At 33.9% G+C, this 24279-nt stretch carries 19 protein-coding genes and 3 pseudogenes; 11 read left to right on the top strand and 11 right to left on the bottom strand.

Annotation, left to right across the window (positions count from 1 at the left end):
• Position 1: 1 nt before the first annotated feature.
• The 3 genes from ACQKP0_RS15915 to ACQKP0_RS15905 form a co-directional block, all read right to left on the bottom strand.
• Positions 2-232 (bottom strand): hypothetical protein, encoded by a 231-nt coding sequence (locus ACQKP0_RS15915; protein WP_427406828.1) that lies wholly within the window; start codon positions 230-232, stop codon positions 2-4.
• A 236-nt stretch (positions 233-468) separates the two neighbouring features.
• Entirely contained in the window at positions 469-2064 is a 1596-nt protein-coding gene (locus ACQKP0_RS15910; protein ID WP_427406827.1) for an AlwI family type II restriction endonuclease, read from the bottom strand.
• Positions 2051-2668, bottom strand: a complete 618-nt coding sequence (locus tag ACQKP0_RS15905) for a hypothetical protein (RefSeq protein WP_427406826.1) — start codon at positions 2666-2668, stop codon at positions 2051-2053. The genes ACQKP0_RS15910 and ACQKP0_RS15905 overlap by 14 nt, the downstream gene beginning before the upstream one ends.
• 109 nt (positions 2669-2777) lie before the next feature.
• Between ACQKP0_RS15905 and ACQKP0_RS15900 the strand changes: the two genes are divergently transcribed.
• Positions 2778-3536: a hypothetical protein gene (locus ACQKP0_RS15900; protein ID WP_427406825.1), complete on the top strand. Its 759-nt coding sequence runs from the start codon at positions 2778-2780 to the stop codon at positions 3534-3536.
• A gap of 46 nt (positions 3537-3582) precedes the next feature.
• On the opposite strand, the gene ACQKP0_RS15895 is transcribed toward ACQKP0_RS15900, so the two are convergent.
• Positions 3583-4764, bottom strand: coding sequence for a DNA cytosine methyltransferase (locus ACQKP0_RS15895; protein ID WP_427406824.1), 1182 nt, complete (start codon positions 4762-4764; stop codon positions 3583-3585).
• 157 nt (positions 4765-4921) lie between these two features.
• Here ACQKP0_RS15895 and ACQKP0_RS15890 point away from each other — a divergent pair, with 157 nt between their 5' ends.
• The 9 genes and pseudogenes from ACQKP0_RS15890 (at position 4922) to ACQKP0_RS15850 (ending at position 15309) form a co-directional block, all read left to right on the top strand.
• Complete coding sequence (locus ACQKP0_RS15890) at positions 4922-5302, top strand: hypothetical protein (protein WP_427406823.1); 381 nt, start codon at positions 4922-4924, stop codon at positions 5300-5302.
• A gap of 3 nt (positions 5303-5305) precedes the next feature.
• The gene (locus ACQKP0_RS15885; RefSeq protein WP_427406822.1) at positions 5306-5491 is read left to right on the top strand and encodes a hypothetical protein; all 186 of its coding nucleotides are present in this window, start codon (positions 5306-5308) and stop codon (positions 5489-5491) included.
• Positions 5492-7335: 1844 nt separating this feature from the next.
• A complete protein-coding gene (locus tag ACQKP0_RS15880) occupies positions 7336-7530 on the top strand; it encodes a hypothetical protein (RefSeq protein ID WP_427406821.1) in 195 nt (64 codons plus the stop codon).
• A 65-nt stretch (positions 7531-7595) separates the two neighbouring features.
• Positions 7596-8417, top strand: a pseudogene (locus ACQKP0_RS15875) (ComEC/Rec2 family competence protein); the annotation flags it as partial.
• Between the two features lie 333 nt (positions 8418-8750).
• Positions 8751-8966: a DUF3006 domain-containing protein gene (locus ACQKP0_RS15870; RefSeq protein WP_427406820.1), complete on the top strand. Its 216-nt coding sequence runs from the start codon at positions 8751-8753 to the stop codon at positions 8964-8966.
• A gap of 470 nt (positions 8967-9436) precedes the next feature.
• Entirely contained in the window at positions 9437-11506 is a 2070-nt protein-coding gene (locus tag ACQKP0_RS15865) for a DUF4179 domain-containing protein (protein WP_427406819.1), read from the top strand.
• A gap of 178 nt (positions 11507-11684) precedes the next feature.
• Positions 11685-13661, top strand: coding sequence for a prolyl oligopeptidase family serine peptidase (locus tag ACQKP0_RS15860; protein WP_427406818.1), 1977 nt, complete (start codon positions 11685-11687; stop codon positions 13659-13661).
• A gap of 274 nt (positions 13662-13935) precedes the next feature.
• The gene (locus ACQKP0_RS15855) at positions 13936-14217 is read left to right on the top strand and encodes a hypothetical protein (RefSeq protein ID WP_427406817.1); all 282 of its coding nucleotides are present in this window, start codon (positions 13936-13938) and stop codon (positions 14215-14217) included.
• Positions 14218-14912: 695 nt separating this feature from the next.
• Positions 14913-15309, top strand: a pseudogene (locus ACQKP0_RS15850) (DUF6262 family protein).
• Between the two features lie 283 nt (positions 15310-15592).
• On the opposite strand, the gene ACQKP0_RS15845 reads toward ACQKP0_RS15850, so the two are convergent.
• The 4 genes from ACQKP0_RS15845 to ACQKP0_RS15830 are packed head-to-tail and all read right to left on the bottom strand — an operon-like array spanning position 15593 to position 18332.
• A complete protein-coding gene (locus ACQKP0_RS15845; protein WP_427406816.1) occupies positions 15593-15889 on the bottom strand; it encodes an antibiotic biosynthesis monooxygenase family protein in 297 nt (98 codons plus the stop codon).
• A 15-nt stretch (positions 15890-15904) separates the two neighbouring features.
• Complete coding sequence (locus ACQKP0_RS15840; protein ID WP_427406815.1) at positions 15905-16360, bottom strand: heme-degrading domain-containing protein; 456 nt, start codon at positions 16358-16360, stop codon at positions 15905-15907.
• A 14-nt stretch (positions 16361-16374) separates the two neighbouring features.
• On the bottom strand, positions 16375-17553 hold the full coding sequence (locus tag ACQKP0_RS15835; protein WP_427406814.1) for an MFS transporter: 1179 nt from the start codon (positions 17551-17553) through the stop codon (positions 16375-16377).
• Between the two features lie 44 nt (positions 17554-17597).
• Entirely contained in the window at positions 17598-18332 is a 735-nt protein-coding gene (locus ACQKP0_RS15830) for an IclR family transcriptional regulator (RefSeq protein WP_427406813.1), read from the bottom strand.
• A 448-nt stretch (positions 18333-18780) separates the two neighbouring features.
• On the opposite strand from ACQKP0_RS15830, the pseudogene ACQKP0_RS15825 reads away from it, so the two are divergent.
• A pseudogene (locus ACQKP0_RS15825) lies at positions 18781-19622 on the top strand (tyrosine-type recombinase/integrase).
• Positions 19623-20109: 487 nt separating this feature from the next.
• Here the strand turns inward: ACQKP0_RS15825 and ACQKP0_RS15820 are convergent.
• The 3 genes from ACQKP0_RS15820 to speD all read right to left on the bottom strand — a co-directional run bounded on the left by ACQKP0_RS15820 (position 20110) and on the right by speD (position 23910).
• A complete protein-coding gene (locus tag ACQKP0_RS15820) occupies positions 20110-21318 on the bottom strand; it encodes an MFS transporter (protein ID WP_427406812.1) in 1209 nt (402 codons plus the stop codon).
• 61 nt (positions 21319-21379) lie between these two features.
• Positions 21380-21955 (bottom strand): TetR/AcrR family transcriptional regulator, encoded by a 576-nt coding sequence (locus tag ACQKP0_RS15815; RefSeq protein WP_427406811.1) that lies wholly within the window; start codon positions 21953-21955, stop codon positions 21380-21382.
• A gap of 449 nt (positions 21956-22404) precedes the next feature.
• Positions 22405-23910 (bottom strand): adenosylmethionine decarboxylase, encoded by a 1506-nt coding sequence (speD, locus tag ACQKP0_RS15810; protein ID WP_427406810.1) that lies wholly within the window; start codon positions 23908-23910, stop codon positions 22405-22407.
• Between the last annotated feature and the right edge of the window lie 369 nt (positions 23911-24279).

The raw sequence follows: 24279 nt of genomic DNA, 5'->3' as shown, positions 1-24279 counted from the left end.
TTTATTTGAATTTAAATTCAGTAGTTCTCTCTGAACTTTCCTCAGCAAATTTATTTTTTAATAACTTTAATTCGTTTTCTAGTGTTTCAATAATTTGTTTCACATGTTTATCGGTGTAATCATAGTTGTTTTTGTTAGCTAGATTTCCTATTAATTGCATCTTTTTTAATGTATCACTAACCCTTTTTTCAGCTATACGTTCAAACTTTTGTATTTTATCTTCGTTTATCATATTTTTCCTCCTTTTGCTATTTTTACATTTTATAAAAATAGAATAGTATATTTCAATAAAAAATTCAACTATAATTTACGTATATTTAAATATATTAAATTATTATTTTCAAATATATTTTAGAAAACGCTTATTTGTTTAGGAGAATGTTTTTTTATTTAAAATATATTATGCGTGTTCTAATTTTTTTGAATAATAGATGAAAAACGCATGTCGATAAATCGACATGCGTTTTTCTAATCAATATCAAAATACTTAATACCTTGGTTTTTTATTGCATTCAAAAATAGTTGAATACGTTTTTCTTTAGGTAGCTCACTTTCCTTGCAGTAATCCAGGAAGCCTAATAAAACATCTCGTTTCATTATAAATCCTTCAATATGTTGTCCTGTTAACTGTTCAGCTAATGCTGTAATATGAGCTAATTTTTTCTCTCCACTATATTTTTCAGAAGTAATATAACCATAGAAAGTTAATTTATCTTCATTATAGTCTTGATAATTTTTAATGTATTCACTAGCCATATAGTTGGCCAAGTTTTGTGATAACGCAAAGCCATCTTTATAGTATTTAGTATCGATAATTCCTGAAATGCCATTGTGGTGAACATAAATTTCAATTTCAGTTATAGTATCTTTTAATTTCGGTTTAAAGATAACGTCAAATCCGATAGCCTCTAATATTTGTGCTGTAATTTTTTCGAAACGTAAAGGGGATAGACCTCCTAAATATTCTTCTACAAATGCAGGTGGAAGCGATTTTAATTCTATTGGATTTATTTCAAGCTCGTTTAAAATTTGCTCAGCCTTAACTGGTCCAAAAACATCTGCAAAATGAGGAAGACGCTCTTCTCTAGACATTTCATCAAAATTCGGCAGTTTATTTCTGACACTTTCAATTTTGTATTGATATTTACTTAAGTTTGTAGCAGGTTTGATTTCGCCAAATTCATTTGCTTTATAGCTATCGATATCTAGACCATTGTTTTGTGCCATGCGTTCTAAGGAAATTAAATAGCGATTGTTGAATGGATAGCGATCATCGTAATATTTAAGTACTTCTTTTGCAGAAGACAACAGAGTTGGATCGATTTTTAAAATCGAATCTCCTCGAACATATTCAACTAAACCAGTAAATTCACATAGCAACATAAATGTATGTGCTACATCAGAATGTGCTTGGAAATAATCACGAGCAGCATGATCGTTTCGTGCTCGATGATCATAATTAACTGCAATGTCTTGTTTTATTTGATTTTGTTCGTCCTTAGAACTATTACGGAAGTGTACGATGTGGTTGACAATAGTTTGTAATTCATTATCTTGTTGAGCAGTTAATACAAAATAAGTAATTTCTTCTTTAGTTACATAATAGTTTAGCTCAGGACTGTGTACGACTTTAATTAAAAAACGAGCCGGGCGAATTTTAAATTTACTACTGAATTTAGGTCGGAAGCCAGATTCTAAAAAATATGCATTTGGAATTTGTAACGTTAAAATTTGTTTTTTTACATTTACATATTCTTTTTCGCCATTTAACAATGCTAGACCAACTTTTGTTGGCTTAATGTAACCATTATGATCCACATAGCAGTATGCAAATGTTTTAAGCATGGCACACCATGTTCTTCCTCCAGATCCATCTGCACTAATGTTATTACGTTTGAGTTTATGTTGTGCTAAAGTAGCTTCAAATTTTTTATGTGCATCTCTATTCCCCTGCCAGACTACATTAAAATCATCAGTAGCTTCTTGTAATGCTTTTAAAGCAGCTGCGTGATATTGTGGATCACGTTCAGGTCTCGTGATAAACCAGACTTTACGTTCGCTCATTTACTTTTTTCATCCTCTCTTTTTGTTCCCCACGTGCTTTAGCACGATTAGCTTCTAAAGCATCGATAATAATTTGACTTCCTTTAATCTGAGCTAGTAATGAATTTTGTTTATCTGTTAATAATTCGCTTTTTGAGCTGTAGAAATTTATTAGTTCTAGGGTTGAAGATGTGTGAGTTTGTAAAACATTTTCTAATTTGTCTTCCAAACTGATATAGCTTAATAATGCAAAGAAATCCTCATATTCAAGGTACACTTCGTTCAAAATTGGAATTTTCTCTTCTGATACTCCATGTTTTTTACAAATAACGCTTAAACTTTGCCAATATCTAATAAAACTAGGTGTACTATAGACCTGTAGTTGATTGATATTCTTATAAATTGTATTTTTAGATTTTCCTGAGTATTTTTCTAATAAACCAATAATAGTTTCTTTGGCCTCTAATTGAATATTATTTTGTAGAAATGTAATGATGTTTTTTTGTAAAATTTGGGTGGTTATAAATTTTTCCGTTAATTTTATATAAGCCTGATAATTATAATCTGGGCGTCTACTAACCAAACAATCACCTTCTTCCCTGTAACTAATGTGAGCTTTCTTCAATTATTGCAAACGTTAATTGCGAAAAATAATCCTTATGGGGATTATTTTTCCACAAAAAATATTTATATAATTCGAATATAATGATTTTTATTGATAAAGGGGGGGGGTTATGGCGATAGTTAACCAAACAGAAATCCGTTTGTGTTATGATTTTGCAAATTATGCATGGGAAAACAAAAGCCAAAGTGATAAACATTTTGGTGGTCAGCCACGAACAAAAGAGGAATTTTTAGCGGATCAAATAACAGGAAAGATAGCGGAGCTTATCTTTAAAAAAGAAGTGGAATCAAAGTTACCAAATATCCATATTGAATTGGATTTTATGCATTATCTGGATCCACTTCATACCGATAATGGAGATGTTCAAGTTTTTGAAAATGATCAATTATTGGATTTGAAATTGGATATAAAAGGTTCTTCTCACAAGGCACAGTGGTTACTTGTAGAAGATTATAAATTTTGGATACCAAATACAAGACAATCTGCAGCAGAAAAATATGTAATGATTAAGTTTGACGAAAATATGCCGACTAATCCACAACTGCGAGAAAATCCTGAGAAAATATTGGGGTTGGATGAAGTTGCAGGAGAAATTAAAGGATGGGAATTACATTCTTCGTTTATAAGCCCTTCAAATAATGAACCTTGGTTTATCTATAATAGGGAAGAAAGGCTATTAAATCCAAAATTATTACCAGCCAATGCTACCCATATTAACGATAAAACGCATTTGGGGAATTATGTTAAAAAAGTAGCTAGATCTAATGAAGGTATAACTAATTATATTGGACCTCGTCTAGATGCCAATCTAAATTATGGTTTACCCATTAAATGGTTACAATCAAATTTAAATGGATTATTTGCATAAAAAAAGCAAGGGTAAAATAAAAATGCCCTTGCTTTTCATGTTAAATTTACACTAAAGTTAATTGCTCTTCTGCAACTTTATTTTTTTTCTTGGAAAGTTTTTTTTCTTTAGCTTTTTCTAAGTGTTCGAGTTGAAAATTCTTTGCTGGTTCAATATGGTCATACGGGATTTTAGCAAAACTTTTTAAAATCGCCTCGAAAATAATTTGTGCTCCAGCGGGTGGAACTGCCATACCAATTTGTTTTCGAATGGCTTCTTTACTTCCAAAGAAAACAAAATCATCTGGAAATGTTTGTAATCTAGCGCGTTCACGATTTGTTAATGCACGATTTTCTTTCCAATGATACATATGTGTACCACCACCACCACTACCTGTAACTGTATAAGCTGGTCGAGTTGGATCTAAACGTTTATAAATAGAACTTAATCTAGCTCCTTTAACTTTTAAACGTAAATCTTCTGGAATGCCTTCATACCAAGCATTTTGGCCAGGTGGAATATAGCTGAGCATCTCTTGTACTTTAGCTGTATGTCTTGGCATTTCGTGATGAATTGCACCTTCTTCAATAGGTGGATTTTCAATGGCTTCTTTACTTGTTTTAAAATCTGCAGAATTTGGTGTTGTTGGTGCAGGAACTTTAAATTCCACTCCTTGTTCAGCAAAATCTTTACGAATGCCTACAATAATAATACGGTGTCGTGCTTGTGGCACGCCATATTCTTCAAACTTGTAGTAATGAGGTGTAACGACGTATTCAACATCACCGGGATTCGCAATTTCTTCTAGGATTTTGATGAAAGCTCGTCCCTCATTAGCACTTTGCAAGCCTCCAACATTTTCAGCGACAAAGAATTTAGGTTTATATTCATTCAATACCTTTACACCATAGCTATAAAGAGGACCAAATGTACCTCCTAAGCCTTTCTTTTCCCCAACCTGGCTGTAATCATTACATGGGAAACCGAATGCAAAGCAATCTATATCAGGCATTAATGAACGGTCTCCAATTGGTAGCTTTTCAACAGGACCACAAATAACACTAGGGTGTCCTTCTTCACCACAAATATTAAAAGAAAATGTATTACAAGCATTTTGATCATAATCATTTGACCATGTATGTTCAATTCTGAATTCTTCCTTAGTTTCAGGATGTATAACGATGGCATTCTTAGCGGCTAGACTCAGACCACCTGGACCGTTAAACAATTCTCCTTTTCTAAAAATCATTTTATCATCTCCTATATTAAGAACCGACGGTCAAAAAAACGAACAAAGGTTCTTGCATACTTATATGATATAATATATATTACTACTTTTCTATTAAAATTGCAGCGTGTAGTTTAAAATAAATAAATTTATTGAAATAATATCGATGAGGTAAACCATGCTACAGGTATATTTGTTACAATTTGATCCACAAATCATGAAAATACAGGCTGAAGTTCTACAATTACATAATGAAACAGAGTATAGACTTGATATTGAATTAAAAAAGGTCCTGAATGCAGAAGGATACGATTTTTACGATTACAGTGATGAAATTACTATTCTAGTAGATGATAGAGGCTTTGAAAAAGAACTGAATCCAGTCTTTGAAATTGTAAGTGGGTACGGGGATGTCAGTCGGTTAGCAGGAAGGCTATTGTTTGTACGTAATGTAGAAAATGATTTTAGTACCGATATCGACAGCATTAAATACGAGGACATTTTCAAGCTAAGTACACAATTGCAAATTAAATTAGTCGGAGTGACAAAAGGAGAGTAAGCCATGTTCTGTCCAAAATGCAAAGGTGTTCAAACTGTTATAAAAGTTCACGAAGAAAAGGATTTATCTAAACCAAGATTATGTGATGTTCAATGTTTAGATTGTGGCCATGTTGTGTATTATCAGCCATATGATTTTGGGTCTACTTTCAATGTTGTTACAAATAATAAAAATGTGGATAGCAAATAGAGTTTTTCTTGCTAAATATATATAATCTTTCTTCCATAAATTTCAAAGCGAAAATTGAGCATCTTACTCAATTTTTGAGTTTGAATTTATAGTAGTTGTATTGATTATGTATATTGATTTCAAACTAAATTTTTTTATTTGCGACAAACCTTAATAATCCATAAAAAAATCACCTTTACCATTTTAGATAATAGTTCTCTATATACATTGCTATTAAAGGCATGTAGTAATAGTCGCGTATGCCGCATTTATTATTGAAAGTTTTAAACCTCCACTCCTCAAAAGTAACAATAGTAAGTAAGTTCTTGCCTCCGACAACGCTAATTCAGATAAATGGCATTTAGCAATTCTAGAAAATTGGTATAAACCTTTATAAATGCTAATACAATAAACTTTCTGATAGACAGTGGTTCGACTCCCATCATCTATATACATAAAAAGGAATGTAACTAAAGTCATATCAACGATTATCATGATTAGGACTATTAAACAGTAGTTGAGCATTTGGGCAATTTCCCTTTCTGTATCACTTAGCAAAATTCGATATACGAGCTGTCTTTAGATCTCTTTTAATAAAAGGATGGGTATTCCATTTGCAAAATATCTTTTTTCTTCATACTACGCTATTTATTTTTCTACTATTTGTTTAACGTCTTTAATTCCAATAAAGAATTAACTAGCTTTTTTCTCAAACTCTTTATCATCTTCACGAACAAGAATAAAATTAACAACTTTTCACACTATTTAAATTCAGTTCTTTTTGGAGATTTTTCAGTAACCTACCATAATTCCTCCTTTGAGTGAAATATCATTATAAAAAAATCCTCCTTGGTATGAGGATTTTTTTAACACAATGTTGTATTAACGGATATTTGGAAGTGAAAAAGGGATATTACAGACAGAGGCTATTGTTGAATAAAAACGCTTCTTTAACAGATAAACGCCACTACACCATTTTTATCTGCGAACACCACCTAAGTCATGTGGAGAGTGGTAACAAGAAAAGCTGGTGAAACTTATTCTCCTGTATTACACATTCAAATCATTTTACACAAATTTTACACATTGCATTACCTTAACCTTATTGTATCAGTACTTTGACCGTTATTTCGACCCCGACCACCGGTATCTTAAAAAAATTACATTCCTTTGAATTAAATTTAAAAGCTCACAAACATTGATATACTAAGAGTTGTAGGCTTTTTTCGCTTTTTGAGAATACGATAGAAAACGGTAGGAATTGATTTTAAATTAAAGGTATTTTACACATAATTTTTTAATGTTTTCTAAGCGGTCCAATTGATAAAACATTTCTGTATTTGATTGTTCGAATCTGTTTACGTGTATAGCAATAAGCACAGAAAGAACCCTCACCTATATTAATTACTTTTATTACTCTTTGAGTGACAGCGTAATTATTAGATAAATAATCTCCAGCGTTTCAACCATTCATCAATTGAACTTCCTTAAAATACGAATTATTGTTCTTGTTAAATAAGAACATTCGTTCTTTTCTCAACAAAAAATTATTACCAATTAATATTATTTATTAGGAGGTATTTGTAATATTTTGTAGAAATAGTTCTATTAGACTAGTGTAAAAGGAGGGTTTTGGTGATGACTGGAAAGAAAAGCTCTATATTTCTATTCTAGGTCTTGGTTTAATCGAAACCGGTAAACTATTAGGGAAACATCACGAAGAATTAACAAAGCGTATTCAGAGAAAGAGAAATACGAAGAAAATATTATGAGAAAATTAGAAAGAGAAAATCCAGGTTGTAAGATTATTCGAACTTCAGATGGCTAGGTAACTTTTAATCCTGACAGAGGTGAAAAAAGCTAAGATGAACACAATTGATCAATTACATCTTAAAAATGATTGGACGGATATTAAAAAGAGAATTACTAATATCGCCATGCAGCTAGAGAGTGATAGTCAATACTCAAAAGAAAAAGCAGTGAGAGATTTAGTTATTACTATTGAAATAATGGATAAAACCGAACCAAGAATTGAATATGTCAAAACCCCTCTCAAGTAAAATCATAATAATTTCCTTCAAAGAACCTTCATTTGGTGATACAGTTTAGATGAGGAGGGGAATTAATGAACATAAAGAAAATATTACTAAGCTTGATTCTTGTTTTATCTGCATTTACCGCACCTTTAACAGGAAATGCAGCATCGAAAAACATGACTGTTCATTTTATCAATGTTGGTCAGGGAGATAGTACCCTAATAAAAACACCAGATGGAAAAAATATTTTGATTGATGCTGGTAAGAAACAAGCCGGATCCACAGTAGTCAGCTATCTTAAAAAGCAAAAAGTAAAAACGATTGATGTTCTGATCGCTACTCATCCTGACAGCGACCATATTGGAGGATTACCTACAGTTATTAACTCATTTAAAGTAAAATCTGTGTATGCTCCAAAAACTTCACACACTACACAAACATTTAAAGACTTTCTTTCCGCTGTAAAAAAGAAAAAGCTTTCTATTAAGACAGCTCAAAAGGGAGTTAAACTACCAATAAAGGATGTTAATGCGACATTCGTTGGTCCAGTTAAATCGTATCCAAAATCAGACACAAATGATTGGAGCGCGGTTTTAAAGGTTATATATAAGAAAAATAGTTTCCTATTTACCGGGGACGCTGAAGATCGTGCTGAGAAGGATATGATTAACTCTAAGCAAAATTTATCAGCGAATGTTCTTAAAGTAGGACATCATGGTTCTAAATATTCAACAAGCACTGCTTTTTTAAACAAGGTTAAACCAAAATATGCGGTAATAACAGTTGGTAAAAACAGTTACGGCCATCCAACAAAGGAAACAATCAACCGATTAAATAAAACGAAAGTAAAAATTTATAGAACGGATAAATCCGGTAATATTGTTGCTACAGCAAATGGATCAAGTATTAGCTTTAATGCTATACCTGTTAGTACATCAACTAGCACCAATAAATCAACTACAAAAACATCTTATAAACTTACTGCTACACTTGATAATACAAGACCAAAGCAATATTCTACTATTCATTTGACAGTAAAAGGACTTCCAAGTGGTACTAAATATAAAGCTGTTTTCCATTATAAAACTAAAGATACTGTCTATAATGGAAATGTAGGAAAGACCTTACCGGTAAAGATCAGTAGAGCTTCTACAAGTTATCGTGTTTATGTTGACGTAACATCAAGTTACAAAGGAAAGACATATAAAGCTCAAACATCTTTTCTCCCTAAATAGGAGGTTAATATGAAGTACGTAATTGATCAGTTAGAAGATAGATTCGCAGTGTGCGAAGATGAGAGTGGAAACACCGTTGATATCGAAAGAAGTAAAATTCCTAAGAGTGTAACAGTCGGCGATGTACTGATTTTAAAAAACGGTAAATATGTAGTAGATAAAAACCAAACGGAAAAGCTTAGAAAAGAGATTGAAGATTTAATGGATGATGTTTGGGATGATTAATAATATCCCCCTCTTTATTGAGAAGGGGTTCTTTTTTATGTGGTGCATATTTTTATCATATAAATTTCCTTATTCAATAAACGATGCAGGATAGTTTAATTACTCACGCAAAAATCTCCTTAAAGTTGTACCTATGGAAGAATTCATAAAGCAAACACTTCTACATCATTTTATCTGCGATCATCATTCAATCCACGTGGAGTGCGTGTAGCAGAAGATTTTAAAAGAAGAAGCAGGCTCCTGATAAGGGCTTACCTGCTTCTTTTCAATTTTGCGGTCCGAGAATCGGTAGTGAATTCTAAGGCTGCCATCAACATTAACTTCGAAACGGTCAATCGGCGATGCAATATTCAAGTAGTTAATTCATCAAGGTATAAAAAAACTGAAAAGTTCTTGTCTACCAATATTGTAAATAACTTGCTCTCCATATATCATTATGTATAAAGAGAATGTTAGAGGGGGACACAATGATGATCCCAGCAAAAAAAGATCCCATTCCAATTACTACGATAAGAGAAAAAGGCGTGGAATCCATCGTCGATTGGTTCGATCAGCATAAACAATCATTCTATATTCTGGGTTGGTCCTATCTTAAGAATCAGCAGCAAATGGAAGAGCTTTTTTATCGGTCCATTGTAAAAGTCCACAAGGAGTTGTCTCGATCTAAAAATGAAACATCATTCGAGGAGAGGGTTACATCCATTTTTATAGATACCTGCCGGGAGCTTTCTAACGATAGAAGTTTACAAGATTCAGAGGATGTTGAACCACGTCAGGATTTATTTAAAGCACTTGATCAATTGAAAGAGTATGAGAGAGAAGCGGTAATCCTTACATATATAAAAGGAATTTCTCAGGAGGAAACAGCACATCTTCTCCAAGTTTCAGTGGAACAGATGAAAGAGCATTTGTTTTCCGGACTCCAGTCACTTAGAAAAGGAATGGGAGAGGGGTCAAGCTTTAATGGTTGTAAAGAATATCATCAGTATTACATCGATTACTTAGAAAGAACGTTGGATCGTGCGAAAAAGGTTGATTTCGAGGTACATATTTATCATTGTCAAGACTGTCAGGAGGATTTTGCTGCCTTTCAGGATATCATGTTAACTCTGTTGAATTTTACTAAAAAGATGAAAGATTTCCATGTGCCGTCTGACTTCATGGAGAAAGTCAAAGCTAGGCTGACAGAAAAGGAAAAGCACAGACAGTTGAAGATCAAGAAACGTAAAAGAATGGGGATTGTTTTTGCAAGCGTTTTCGCATTATTAATAGGTATAGAAGTTTTTACAGGATCTTTTACCAAACTCTACTATACATGGGCAGAAGAAGATCAGCAATTGCGTGCCTTTCTGCAACAGGACCTGGGTAAAAGGCTGAACCTGGAAGCGGAAAGCAATGGGGTGAAAATTAAGATCAAGAGCGCGATTGCTGATGATGTTCAGACGCTTGTTTTTTATGAAATAGAAGATACAACTGAAGATAATCAATATGTAATAGATTCTCATGAAGGTGTTTATGTGGAGAATGAATCTGAAATCATGAGTAGTGAAACAAATCTAATGTACTATCCTCCTGACCTTAAATCGGATGTAAATAATAAAGAAAAGAACGTGTTTTACGGCAAGATGAGTCTTCAGCCACTGACAACGGATAACGGGACAATTAAACTTGAGATCACAAAGCTTAAGAAATTGATTCGTGATTCCTCTGGCCGGAATCGTTTTAATCCTTATGAAAACACGGAATATGAAACAGGGAAATGGAACTTCGAGATCCCTGTAACAAAACAGCCATCTATCGAATATGCATTGGATGAAGTAACAGAAATCGAAGGGATTCCGGTTCGATTTGAAAAACTAACCATTGCTCCAACAGCGACGGTTCTGAAATATGCTATTAATAATAAACAGTCAAAGAAACGGATAGAATATCTTACTGTTGACAATCTAGAAGTAAACAATAAAAAAGTGAAAGCTAATATTTATGACAGCTCTTTTATAGGCGAAAACACGGGCTGGAGTATTTTTCAAACACACTTTGACCCACTTTTTGGAGAAAAACCAAAAGAGGTTAACGCTCAATTCAACTATGTTAATTTAACGATTGAAGACCCAAAAACCATCGAACTGGATGCTTCTAGAGGATATCCTCAAACCTTTGAATATGGAGGCTCTACAATCTCCATCGACAAGGTGGAAATTGGACAGCCTACCATTGTTGTCATACGTAATGATGAAATTGAGAATCGAGCATATGACTCGCTTGATTTATATATTGTGGATGAGGATGAAAATGAAATTAGTTCAATGGAGATGAATTCTGAAGGGGTACTTGTTGATAAAAACGGGAAGAAGTACGATATGTATGTAAACCCTGTTGAGTATGAAGAAATCGAGCAGCCCCGTTATTTCTCTACAGTTCAAAACATACAGTTACAAAGTAACGACGCTGGAGAGAATGTGATTCCTAAAAAGATAAAGATTAATGGATATAATACAACAAAATATTTGGATGATGTTGTGAAGATTTCGTTGAAATAACATGTATCGCTTACCTGCACTGTCCTATTTATATAATTTGTATGGATTTACTTTAATATTGGATGACCTAGGGACGTGGGGACTTTGTCCCATTAAAATAAAGTTTTTTAGTTGAAGATGATTTTTAAAACTTGTGTCGAATAGATTATTAAATAAATATAAATAGGGGGAAAGAGAAATGAGTAACAATGAGCTAAGGTATTTAACCATTGAAGAAGTTATATCAATACCTCAATTTAGGGATACGGCCATTAGTCCTGATGGAAAGAAAGTAGCCTATGTTAAACAAACCTCGGACTGGGATGGCAACTACTATCCTCAGCATGTTTGGGTTTATGATAGACAAAAAGAAACCCATTACCCTGTAACTGCTGGCAATATTGAAAGTATGCACCCATGGTGGTCCCCGAATTCTCAGCAGCTTGCTTATTTAAGTTTTGCTGGAGAAGGTGATAAAAAAAGAAAACAAATTTTTCTCCACTCGAGTGATCAGGTTGACCGTATCCAAGTTACATATTCAGAAAATAATGTTGACAGTTTTAAATGGTCACCGGATGGAAAAGGAATCTTTTATATTACGCAGCGCGGGGAATCAGAGAAACAAAAGAAGCGTAAGGAAATGTATGGTGAATTTAGTTATGTAGATGAAGATTTTGAGTACAATATGCTGTATTATTTGGAAGTTGGAAATAGCCAAAATAGAAAGTGGAACCATTATCCAAAAGATTTACGTGAAAAGAATGATGAAAAAGCCATAGCCCTAATAAGTGATTTAGATGTTCACATTCAGGGGTTTGATGTGTCTCCAGATGGGAAAAGGGTTGTATTTATTGGGACACCTACCCCTCGTATAATAGATCATCTTGAGCAGACCCTTTATATGCTAGATGTGGAGACGAAAGTGATCACCACATTAGATGTATCACCACTACTTGCTGGGAATGTGTTATTTTCACCTGATGGTTCTAAAATTTGTTATACACGTTTTTTAGAGGAAAGGGCCTTTTTTAACAATATGATTCTAGAAACCTATCATCTGGAAAGAAAAGAAACGACTCTTCTTGCTAAGAAGATTGATGAGAATATTTCCCCTATTGTGTGGACAAATCGAGGTATTCTAATTTCCTGGCAAGCCAAGACAAATATTTTAGCAGGTCTTGTTACAGAAAGTGATGAGTTACTTTATCTAGTTGACAAGGAAGACATGGTTGCGACAAGTCCAACGATCACAGCGGATGGGGATGTTTTTGTTTGCGTAAAAGCGACATCTGAACAAGCTGCCGAAGTTTATGTAAATGATCAGAAAATAACGGATCAATATAAGTTATATGAAGGGAAATTGAAAAGTAAGAAAGAAGTAATTTGCTGGAAAACGAAAGACGGGTTAGAAATTGAAGGTGTCCTTTCACTACCTGTCGATTACGATCCTTCTAGGTCCTATCCACTGATCCTTGCTGTCCACGGTGGGCCGACTGGGACATCCTTTGCCACACCCACTACAAACAAATATCAACCGATTGAATCATTTGTGGAAAAAGATTTCTTAGTGCTCGAGCCTAATTACCGGGGCAGTGCTGGATATGGTGAGACGTTCCGAAAAGCTAACATTCGAAAGCTTGGGCTTGGAGACTATGAAGATGTTATATCTGGAGTTGACTACCTAATCGAAACAAGAAGAGTAGACCCTAAGAAAGTTGGTATTTTAGGATGGAGTCAAGGGGGATACATATCTGCATTCTGTGCCACATATAGCAATCGATTTAAGGCAATATCTGTTGGCGCAGGAATTTCCAACTGGATGACTTACTATGTCAATACCGATATTACCCACTTTACGCGTTTCTATTTAGGATCGGATCCGTGGAAGGATGAAGCCATTTATCGCGAAACATCACCGATGACCTATATCAATAATGCCTCCACACCAACCTTAATTCAGCATGGAGAAGTGGACCAGCGAGTCCCTGTTCCCAATGCTTATGAACTGTACCGGGGTTTAAAAGACGTGGGTGTTGATACAAAGTTAGTTATATATAAAGGCATGCAGCACGGATCGACGAAACCAGGATTAAATCGAGCGATTCTCAAGCAGAATTTAGATTGGTTCTCTCATTATATTTTAGGAGAACCACTGGAAGAAGAACGGGTATATTAACAAAAGCTCTTTACGTAAACTTTGAATTAAGGCTGAAAAGATGCCACGAAGTAAAATAGACCCCATGAGCTTCTATAACGGAACACAACAATCTATGCGAAAACAGACTTAACCAAAGAAACAGGCACTATTAAGGTGCCTGTTTTTCATTATAATCATTGTTTAATCTTTTTCTGTATTTTTCCTGCAAAATAAATAGAGTGTTTGGGGATTTTTTTCTTTTAGAAATGGTAAAACGTACTTTCTTGACTAGTCGGCTATAAGAATATCACGAATGTTTAATCTTGAAGGTGTAGTTTGTAAAGGAGAAAAGTGGATAAATACCGCACAAGAACAAATTTCTCAGCAAACGAATCTATACGGAAATCCAGGCACAATAGATGATGTCATTCAGGATGCTGATGTATTAATAGGAGTTTCAGCTCCTGGCGTGTTGAAACCTAGACATATTCAAGCGATGGCAGCTGATCCGATTGTGTTTGCGATGGCAAATCCGATTCCGGAAATTTCCCGGGGAGCATTAGATGCGAAAGCAAAGGATATCACAATGGAATGAAAGTGGCTGCGGCAGGTGCCATCGCAAGTGTAATTTCCGAATAAGAAATAGATTCAGAGTATATTATTCTAAATGCATTGGATGAGTGGAGACATTCGTAGCAAAAGCGGTAAGAATAACTACTATTCAACAGAAAAAGGTAGAAGTTCTATTTCCTAAAGTTTGAAACCAAAATTGCTAACATTTTGCTAACAAAATTACGTGATAAACGGTCTATAAACATTAAAAATGATATAGACAAAAATTAACAAAACCTTGATATCCTGCACTCTTAGCTCCCGACGTTAAAGAAATTACACACTCTCGCCTTAGGGAGGCATGATGTAAAGCACCATAGTGACGACGATATAGTAAAATCCAGCGCGACTGGCCCGATCTAGTCGCTTTCTATGCAGCAAGGGAAATATAGATAGTTAACTAGAAATTATAAGGTATTGGCGAACACTTTACATCTCATTAACTAAAGTACTGTGTCAATATTACTTATTCCAATCATGTTGAATGCGGAAAAAAACAGGTCGTAAATAATTAACTGTTTCCAAGTTTTACACACTCAGAAATATACTTTACACAAATTTTACACAAGACTCTTACAAAACCTTATAAACTAAATGTTTATAAACCTATTTGTATCCCGACTACTGATATCAGAAATAAGGTCAGAAACCTTATATATCAAGACTTTCAACGTTCTGTTGGAAGTCTTTTTTTATTCTGGCGCATACGACCGTTCTGTACATTTGAAAGCGATTCATGCCAACCGTAAGGCTAACCCTATCAGAAGGTAGATGAAGCCATTAAAAGGCTTATAAAGGCTAATGAAAAAATAAACTTTAACAGTGTATCCAGTGAAGCTAATCTATCAAAAGCAACACTCTATAACAACAAGGACTTCCGTTCGAGGATCGAAACATTACGAGAACAGGAATCCCAAGTACATACACCCAACAAGTAAAACGAGAAATGAACGAAAGCAATAAGGATGCCCTTATCGCCTCTCTAAAAAGGAAGAACAAAAAATTGGAGGAAGAAAACAAGCAACTTAGAGAACAGCTGAAAGTAGCTTATGCAGATGTTTACAAAAATTTATGAAGGAGAACGTTGTTCCCCCTCCTCTTCTTCACTACCAAAGCATAGTCGAAGAGTTCTGACTGATTTTTGTTCAGCAAACGGGCCAGATTGTTGAATATTTTAGTTTTAAAAAGTTTTTTTATTATTTAAATCATTGGTCTCGGTGGAAAAATTTAAGAGCATTCAGCTACTGTTTAAATTTTTTGAAATACAAAACAAATGAGGCATGAGTCAAATTGAATATCGAACTCATGCCTCATAAAGGCAGTCTTTTATAACTGTATACCTGACAGGTACATTTTGATTAATCATATTTTAGTTCTGTATAGTGCAAGATTTTTGCAAAACTATCAAAGAAGTATCTGAGCATAGAGTCCCATTTCTTGAATTTAGCACTCCTTACAAAGCCATCAATATGGTCTTCTAAACTATTCCAATTAACAACAAGTATAAAATGAGTTGGATTCTCTTTATTTCGAAGCAGTTTGTGAGATAAGTACCCCTCAGAACTGCTTAAAATAGGGAATGCTTCGTTAATTGTCTGTATAAATTCCTCCACTAACTCTTCTTTGATGATTAACATGGCATGTTCGACAACCATTTGTTTATGAACTCCTTATTTTTTTAAGAAACGTTTTATTCCCTCGACAGCATAATCGTGATCAAGTTGAGGTGTAAGCCCTGCTACTGTTACACTCCCAACTACGCCTATGTCTTTAATACTTATAGGGAAAGAGCCTCCTATAGCTTGATAATCAGATGATTGAAGAAGAGAGCTTTCATCATGGGTCGTTCCTTGCTTTTCGAATCTCGCTCCAATATAATGTGAGCTTCTGTTGTAATGATCCACTACGCGTTTTTTTCGATATAGCCAAAATACATTTTCTTCAGAAGTACCATCCATTAGATGGGTGAATAAAGGTACTCGATTACGCTCAATATGAATAGCTACTGCTTTGTTATTTTCTTTTGCATAATTAATTAATGTCATACCAAGATTTAGAGCATCTTCATTTGTAAATGTTTCAAATTGTAATTCCTTTTCTACGTTTTCTAGTTGCTGTAAGTTCATAAATAAACTCTCCCTTAAAATAATTTTTGTTTTTTATCTAATTTATAATTCAGTACGGATAGAAGAAATGCGAATGCCACCATAATCGAACCAATCCATGCCGTATCTAAATACGTTAAATAGTCTACTGCTAATCCACCTAAGGTAGATCCTGCAGCAATCCCTACATTAAAGGCTGATATATTTAGTGCAGATGCAATATCTTTTGCAGAAGGAACCAATTTTTCAGCAAGCGTTACTATGTACGCTTGAACTCCTGGAGACATCATAAATGCAAATAAACCTAACAAAATAATAGATAAAATACTTAATCCTTTACTAGGTAGTAGTATCATTTGTAATAAAAGTACGATACCTTGGAGTAAAAAGACGAAGCGTAATGATTTAACTGGATGTTGATTGGCCATTTTCCCACCTACTACATTTCCAATGGCCACGGCAACTCCATAAACTAAAAGCAGCAATGAAATAGATCCTGCTGAGTACCCACTGATTTTTTCCAGTATAGGAGCGAGGTAGGTAAATAACGAAAAAGTTCCACCAAAACCTAATGCGGTCATTAATAGTGCTAGTAGAATTCGTTCATTTTTCACAAGTTGCCCTACATCTTTAAGAGTGGGAGGATTTGTTTGTCTGTTCACTTTATCAACGGCAAATACATTTACGATTAGCCCGATAATGCCGAGTACAGCTACCGCACCGAATGTAGCGCGCCAACCAAACTGTTGTCCAATATAAGTCCCCATTGGAACACCAGCTATGGTTGCTACTGTTAATCCGGTAAACATAATTGAAATAGCTGTTCCTTTTTTGTTTTCTGGTACGATATCGGCAGCAACTGTAGCTGCAATTGCAAAAAATACACCATGTGCGATAGCAGTAATAACTCGTGAAATCATTAATACTTCATATGTTTCTGCACTGGCCGAAACTGCGTTACCTAAAATGAAAACCATCATTAAGATTAGTAAATATCCTTTTTTCGGAATACGCCCTGTAATAACTGTTACAATTGGAGTTCCAACAGCTATTGCTACTGCATAACCAGAAATTAAAGCGCCAGCTTTTGTCACCGAAATAGATAGATCTTCAGCAACTGTTTGAAGTAATCCTACAATGACGAACTCAGTTGTTCCAATAGCAAAAGCACTAATGGCCAAAGAAAATAATGCAATGTATACTTTTGTTGACATCTCTTTAATCTATTCCCCCTCCTCAAATTTTAGGGTGTTTTCCATTAAAGCATTTTCGAAATACGCGAACTACATTGAATAAGTTTTTTACTTAAAGCTTTATCTAATTTTTTATTCAACCGAAGGGCTGGACCAGCTATCGCAACTGCTGAAATCATATTTCCCTCAAAGATGACAGGAGCAGCAATACAGCGTAAACCTATTTCGGTCTCTTCGTCATCTACTGCGTATCCTTGCTTACGAATGACCTTTAGGTGTTCTTTTAATAAGTGTAAGTCTACAAATGTATTTTTTGTATTTTGTACTAATGTCAATTCTTTAAGGATTCCATCGAGCTTGGTTTTGTCTAAAAAAGCTAATATGACTTTTCCAAGAGCACTTAAATGTACAGGAGCCCGGTCACCAACCTCTGAGTGTGCCCTCATTGAATGAGTGCCATCAACAACTTGTGCGGTGACTACTTCCGTACCATAAAGGATTCCAACATAGGTTGTTTCTCCAACTTCTCTACTCAATTCATATAAAGGTGGAACCGATAACCAATTTGCTTTTGAGTTAAAGGGAGTAGATAAAAATCCTCCCATCTTATTAGTAAGACTATAGGAATTATCAATCTTTTTAACATAGCCCATTATCTCAAGAGTATATAACAAACGAAAAGCTGTTGATTTATTAAATGAGAATGTTTGTATAACTTCACGAAGTGTCATATCCTTTTCTTGCAAAGCATCTAAAATTAGAAGTCCTTTTTTCAGCGTAGCTACTTCGTATTGCTTCAATGGATTCACCTCTCTTTCGTACGTTGTTCATAATAAAATATTGAGAAAAAAGATTCAAAAAAAGAGAAAAAGTTTCTATATTTGAAACAGAACCTTTGAATAACGATAGTATTAAGTAACATTTTCCTTCATTAGATTTAGCATTCAAAATATAAAATGAATTATTCACCCTTGATGGAATATGAATATTGGGAGTTCTGGTGGATATTGGATATATAATATAGAGTTCGACAAGGAAGTAAAAAGGAGAATAAAGAGATGGAAGATAACTGAAGATAATGGTTAATATATTGCCTTATTCCACAATCGGGCGCTTATACCGAATAAGGATAAGCGCCTTATCTTTATTTTGGCTATTACAAAACTTTTCGATTGTTGAATAAAGGTTGGGTAATAAGACCATACTGAAATCAAATTTAATTGATTCATAGTATGGGAGTGTGAAATCATGTTGTTGTCCGAAGCTTGGGATAAGTACCAATCTGATAAAAGAATTGAAGGTTATTCTCTTCTAACTTTAAAGATGTATGGCTTTCAATGTGATCTTTTAAAGCGTTATTTCAGTGATATTAGAATGAGCGATATTACCACAGATAATTTGAAACAATACTTGGGGGAGGCCGCAGAACATTTAAAGCCCTCCAGCTTGGGTCATCGTGTACGTTTTATTAGGTCGCTGTTTAAATGGACACATGAAGAAGGTTTTATTTTAAAAAATCCAGCTGCAAAATTGAAGGAACCAAAGTTAGGTATGCGAATTCCAAAGTTTCTTACAAAACATGAAATAGAACACCTTCGAGAAGGATGTTATACATCAATGGAAAATGCTTTATTTGAATTTTTTTATTCCACAGGCTGCCGTATCGGAGAATTGCAAAATTAAACAGGGACGATATTAATTTTATAGGAAACTCAGTAATTGTGCATGGAAAAGGTGATAAGGAAAGAGAAGTTTACTTTAATATACGTTGTTCAATTTGGTTAAAAAGGTATTTAGATGAACGTGATGATGATGACCCCTGTTTATTCGCCACAGAGCGTAAACCCATAAGGCGCATGAGTATAGATACTTTGAGATACATTGTTAAACGTATATCAAATCGTGCTGGAATTAAAAAAACGATTCATCCCCACCAATTGCGTCACAGTTATGCTACACATATGATTGACAACGGCGCTCCTTTAGAAGTGATTCAAAGTCTTCTAGGGCATGAAAAGAGCGAGACTACAAGAATTTATGCTCATCTTAGTGGAAAATTAAGACATGATTTTTACAGCAAATATTTTTAGAGGTTATGCCTTTTTGTATGTAATGTATTTTCAATATTACCTTTTGTGTTAAAATTAGGTGAACAATTAGTTGAGAAATATAAGGTTAATCTATAAATAGTAACTATTCATGAATCGGGCCATTATCTACAGTAAGTATTTATAGTTTTCAATGTAAACAATGATAGGACTTTACTTGGAGGGGTGGGTATGATAGGCTTGTACGCCAACTGAAACAACTGCTTCAGCCTTTACAGACCAATCATGCCCACAGAGGCTCCAAGTCAAGTCCTTAAACGCTTATCTATGGATACATGTACACAAAGATAAAAGGTGCATCACATCAACATTTAATTACTGATACTGTAGATAAGCATCCTTTAATTGAACAACATCCTATGCCTTATTGCATAATTTTATTTTTGTCATTGGTCAAAACGAATAAAGATAAGAAATAATTTTTTCCTGATGTAGAAGATAATACTACCCCAAAAATTAGATTTTGACTCTAACTTTTGGTATTTGATAAACTTTTTGTATTATTCTTTATTAAATGAACTAATAAGGCGATTAAAGGCAAAGCTGTTCCAATGAGTAAAGTTACTTCACTATTAAATTTATAGTAAGCATAACTTCCAATCCATGAACCAAAGGCTCCACCCAAAAAGAAAATAGTCATATATAATCCATTAAGCCTATTTCTTATCTCGGGATTCAAACCAAAGATAACTTTTTGACCTAATAATAAATTTCCTGATACACCAATATCAATACTAATGCCTGAGATAAGAATTAAAATTACACTAAATAGTGAATGGTCTTTAACAAAAAATAATAGTACGATAGATAATAGTACGAGCGCCATTGATGCATTAGTCATTGTAAAAATATAACCTTTATCTGCTATTTTACCAATAGTAGGAGTTAATAAAGCTCCAGCTATTGCAACAAAGCCAAATAATGCAATTTCATTATTTGAAAAATGTAATGGGTCAGACCTTAATAAAATTGGGATAACTGTCCAATAAAGACTAAATGTTGCAAATAAACATGCGTGATAAAATGCTCTTTGTTGTAGAGGAGATGTATTTATTAGTATCTTCACCATAGAAGCTATTAAATTTGGATATAACATGTTACTAGTCGATACTACTTCATAGTTGGGCAAAAATTTTATAATTAACAGTAATACGATAGCTAGTGTTATTAATGAAAAAAGAAATACCATTTTCCAGCCGAACCAATCAGCTATTCCGATAGATAATGGGCGAGCAGCCATAATCCCAATCAATAAACCACTCATCACTTTACCTACATATTTACCTGTCTCTTTAATGGGCACAATCCTCATTGTTAGTGGAACTAACATTTGAGCCGCACAGGCTCCAATGCCAATTATGGTTGTTAATATTAAAAAAACAATTCCATTTGTAGAAATTAACGTACCAGTTAATGAAATAATAGTAAGCCCGATAAGAATTCCTATTATTTTCTTACTTTTAAATAAATCGGCCATTGGTACGATAAAAAATAATCCCAATCCATATCCAATTTGTGTCAGGGTAGTAAGCAATCCAGATAAAGTAGAAGAGATATTCAAATCTTTTGCAATGAATTGTACAATTGGTTGTGCATAATATATATTTGCGGCAAGTAAACCACAACTAATTGCTAAAATAAATATTAGAAAATTTGTCTTTTTAGTCACTTTTATCATTCCTTTTGTTTATTCTTATTTATTTCGGAACGTTCGTTCCGAAATACTTAAAAAAGAAAGACTATAGGTCTGCAATAGTCTTATCCACTAGATTATAGGCTAGATTTTTCTCTTTTTTATATCTGGACATTAAATTAATGCTGTGATTTAAACTTAATAAAGAATATGCAACTAATTCAGAGTTAGTCTCTTGTGAAATTTCTCCTTTCTTTTTTCCTTCTTCAATGACTTGCATAAATACTTTTTCAAGTTCATTAAAATCATTTAAAAGTATTTCTTCTATGGAAGGATCAATATGTCCAATAAGCAGTGAAGAATTAGTTATAATACAACTTTTGGGAATGTCATTTGAATAGCATTCTTCAATATGTTGATAAAAAAAGGATTTAAGAGATGCTTTAGTGCTTATACCACTAAAAAGCAAATTTCTCTTTTGATAGCCATAGTTTTTATAAAGTTCTAAAACCTGTTTAAATAGTTCGTCCTTGTCCCCAAAACTATCGTAGAGAGTAGATCGACTTATTCCCATCGTATCAATAAGATCTGAGATATATGTAGCGTCATAGCCTTTTTCCCAGAATAAATACATAGCCTTATTCAAAGCATGTTCTTTATTAAAATTAATACTTCTACCCAATTTACAACACCCCTATTCATATAAATTAGTATAAAGATTACGGAACGATAAGTCCAGAAAAATTATTTTGAAATCAAGTCTTCCGTTAAAGGGCGCAATTGTTTAATAAGCGTCGCTGTTCTTCTTAAACTAAGCGGCACGATTGTTCAATTAGAGCAGTCGACGTTTGTGTTTATTTATTTTCATTGCAAAGAATTTCAACCCAAATTTAACCCCATCGACTTTTTGAGGATGAAAAAAGCATCTTAACCAATTTGGCTAAGATGCTATATAAACCTTGATATAACAGTATTAGAGTAAAAGTCACGTATGCCGTAGTTATTATAGAAAGTTTTAAACTACCACTCCTCAAATGAGTTGTTACACGTAAATTATTTAAAATGCAAATAAGAAAAAGAGAAACAACTTCTTTTTCTTTTTGCATTTTATGGGTTTATATTACCCATTATCTATTTACCTCGATGTACGTAATGCTGTGTGGCATTTCCTGCATTAAATTGCTCAGTAATATACTGAACAGCGTCTTGTAGAGCTAATTTATTGTTACAAGTGAAAACATCTATTGCCGCATAACCGTACTCTGGCCAAGTATGAATCGTTAAATGTGATTCTTGAATAATGACTACACCGCTAACCCCGTAAGGTGAAAAATGATGGAAATGTTCGGTCACAATCGTTGCCTTTGCTTTATGGGCAGCTTGACACATAATCTTTTTAATTTGTTGCACGTCATTGAGCAATGCATCATTGCAATCGTGCAACTCTAATAAAATATGATGTCCTAATGCATGCTGGGGTTGTATCTTTTGTACTGTTCTCTTAATTTGTGAAAACTTTTTACTTTTGCATTTCGGGCAACCACTAGCTTGAAGTTGAGCAATCGTTCTGTATTGATATCCAACGCCGACTGTAAGTACGTGCTGACAATGGATACACTGATAATCGACGGATTTTCGCTCAATTTCTCCTGTGTAAATTGGTCGGGTAAATTTACGCTGATTAGGAATATAGGAAGTCATTTGCTCTGTTGTTTGTAATACGAATAATTGGCTTGTAGCACCTAAAATCTGTGCACCTTCATAGGTGTTTATGTCGTATTGAATACTGTCAATGACGAAGCCCATAGCATGTAAGCTTTGCTGTAGCTCCCACTGCTTTTGATAGCTACGTTTAGCGTAGGAAAAAAACACATGCCGCATTGCTTCTGGTTTTAGTGCGTTAATTGTACGTGATAAAAAGAGCTGTGCGCCAATCAAGGTATACGGTGTATCTGTGTATACGCAATCAAACTGATGGGCGTATGTTTTAGGCAAAGGCTCCTGAACGTTATAATAATCTGTTTTAATCGGAAGCTCATAGTCTTTAGCTATTTTGCTAATCGTACCTAAAACTCGTCTATCAATATCTAACACAACAATTTTAGTTGTAGAATATGGAGCGATTTTCTTTAGTAAAAACGCTAATGCTATACTGATAAAATCATCATCGCCTAAACATAAAATGCGCTTATTGAGTAGCATCGTATAGTCTAATGCGAGAAATGCACGTTTTAAGGCTGTCTCAACTGTACATTTTGCTTGATCAATTGCCACGTCAGCTGTGGGTCTAGCGTCATAAATAGTGCTTAATTCGCTTATATTTTGTGTAATCCATTCTGTACGAAATGCATCATCTGTCGTTAATTGAAGATAGAGTTTAGCATCAGCACCTGAGAGTTGAAAATATTGCGAGATAGCGAGCTGGCCTTTTTTAGTTAAGCTATGTTTACCCCAGCCTTGCTTAGCAAATTCTTTCTTCATTGCTGAAACGATAGGTATTGGTAAGCTTGTCGTATGAGCTAAAGATTTAGTTGTGGAATTTTTATGGAAATATAAAGCAAGTAGAGCTTTTTCTAATGTATGATAATGTTCTTCTAGCTGCATATCAGCTGTAATTTGTTGTAATTGTTTTTGCATTGTAGATTCGTCCTCTCAATTTTAATAAGTAAAAAATTAAAATTGTCTAAACCAACGAATAGAAAAAGCGCGACTAAAATTAGTCGCGCTAAATGTTTATACGAAGCGAACTAATTCTAATCTTGCTTTTTTTGCACAACAAATAACACCCATATAAGGTGGTTTTGTTAAACAAAATTATTAAGCTATAACGTTGATTTAGATTAGAATTCTACAGTAACAAAAAGTTCACCCTTTAATAAAATAGTATTATTACTATATTATAGATATAGTAATTTCACAAGTTATATTTACAGGTAAAAAAACCGGCATTAACAATAGCGGAGACGTCAACACTACAAAGTCATATCTAACAAGGTGTGGCTTTTA

Origin of the sequence: Heyndrickxia sp. NPDC080065 (assembly GCF_050281185.1) — a bacterium.
Lineage (GTDB): Bacteria > Bacillota > Bacilli > Bacillales > Bacillaceae_C > Heyndrickxia.
This window is presented reverse-complemented; position numbering and strand designations above follow the sequence as displayed.

Coding starts and splice junctions, on each gene's coding strand:
- ACQKP0_RS15915 (WP_427406828.1), bottom strand. CDS start 232: ATGATAAACGAAGATAAAATACAAAAGTTTGAACGTATAGCTGAAAAA.
- ACQKP0_RS15910 (WP_427406827.1), bottom strand. CDS start 2,064: ATGAGCGAACGTAAAGTCTGGTTTATCACGAGACCTGAACGTGATCCA.
- ACQKP0_RS15900 (WP_427406825.1), top strand. CDS start 2,778: ATGGCGATAGTTAACCAAACAGAAATCCGTTTGTGTTATGATTTTGCA.
- ACQKP0_RS15895 (WP_427406824.1), bottom strand. CDS start 4,764: ATGATTTTTAGAAAAGGAGAATTGTTTAACGGTCCAGGTGGTCTGAGT.
- ACQKP0_RS15890 (WP_427406823.1), top strand. CDS start 4,922: ATGCTACAGGTATATTTGTTACAATTTGATCCACAAATCATGAAAATA.
- ACQKP0_RS15885 (WP_427406822.1), top strand. CDS start 5,306: ATGTTCTGTCCAAAATGCAAAGGTGTTCAAACTGTTATAAAAGTTCAC.
- ACQKP0_RS15880 (WP_427406821.1), top strand. CDS start 7,336: ATGAACACAATTGATCAATTACATCTTAAAAATGATTGGACGGATATT.
- ACQKP0_RS15870 (WP_427406820.1), top strand. CDS start 8,751: ATGAAGTACGTAATTGATCAGTTAGAAGATAGATTCGCAGTGTGCGAA.
- ACQKP0_RS15865 (WP_427406819.1), top strand. CDS start 9,437: ATGATCCCAGCAAAAAAAGATCCCATTCCAATTACTACGATAAGAGAA.
- ACQKP0_RS15860 (WP_427406818.1), top strand. CDS start 11,685: ATGAGTAACAATGAGCTAAGGTATTTAACCATTGAAGAAGTTATATCA.
- ACQKP0_RS15855 (WP_427406817.1), top strand. CDS start 13,936: ATGTTTAATCTTGAAGGTGTAGTTTGTAAAGGAGAAAAGTGGATAAAT.
- ACQKP0_RS15845 (WP_427406816.1), bottom strand. CDS start 15,889: ATGGTTGTCGAACATGCCATGTTAATCATCAAAGAAGAGTTAGTGGAG.
- ACQKP0_RS15840 (WP_427406815.1), bottom strand. CDS start 16,360: ATGAACTTACAGCAACTAGAAAACGTAGAAAAGGAATTACAATTTGAA.
- ACQKP0_RS15835 (WP_427406814.1), bottom strand. CDS start 17,553: ATGTCAACAAAAGTATACATTGCATTATTTTCTTTGGCCATTAGTGCT.
- ACQKP0_RS15820 (WP_427406812.1), bottom strand. CDS start 21,318: ATGATAAAAGTGACTAAAAAGACAAATTTTCTAATATTTATTTTAGCA.
- speD (WP_427406810.1), bottom strand. CDS start 23,910: ATGCAAAAACAATTACAACAAATTACAGCTGATATGCAGCTAGAAGAA.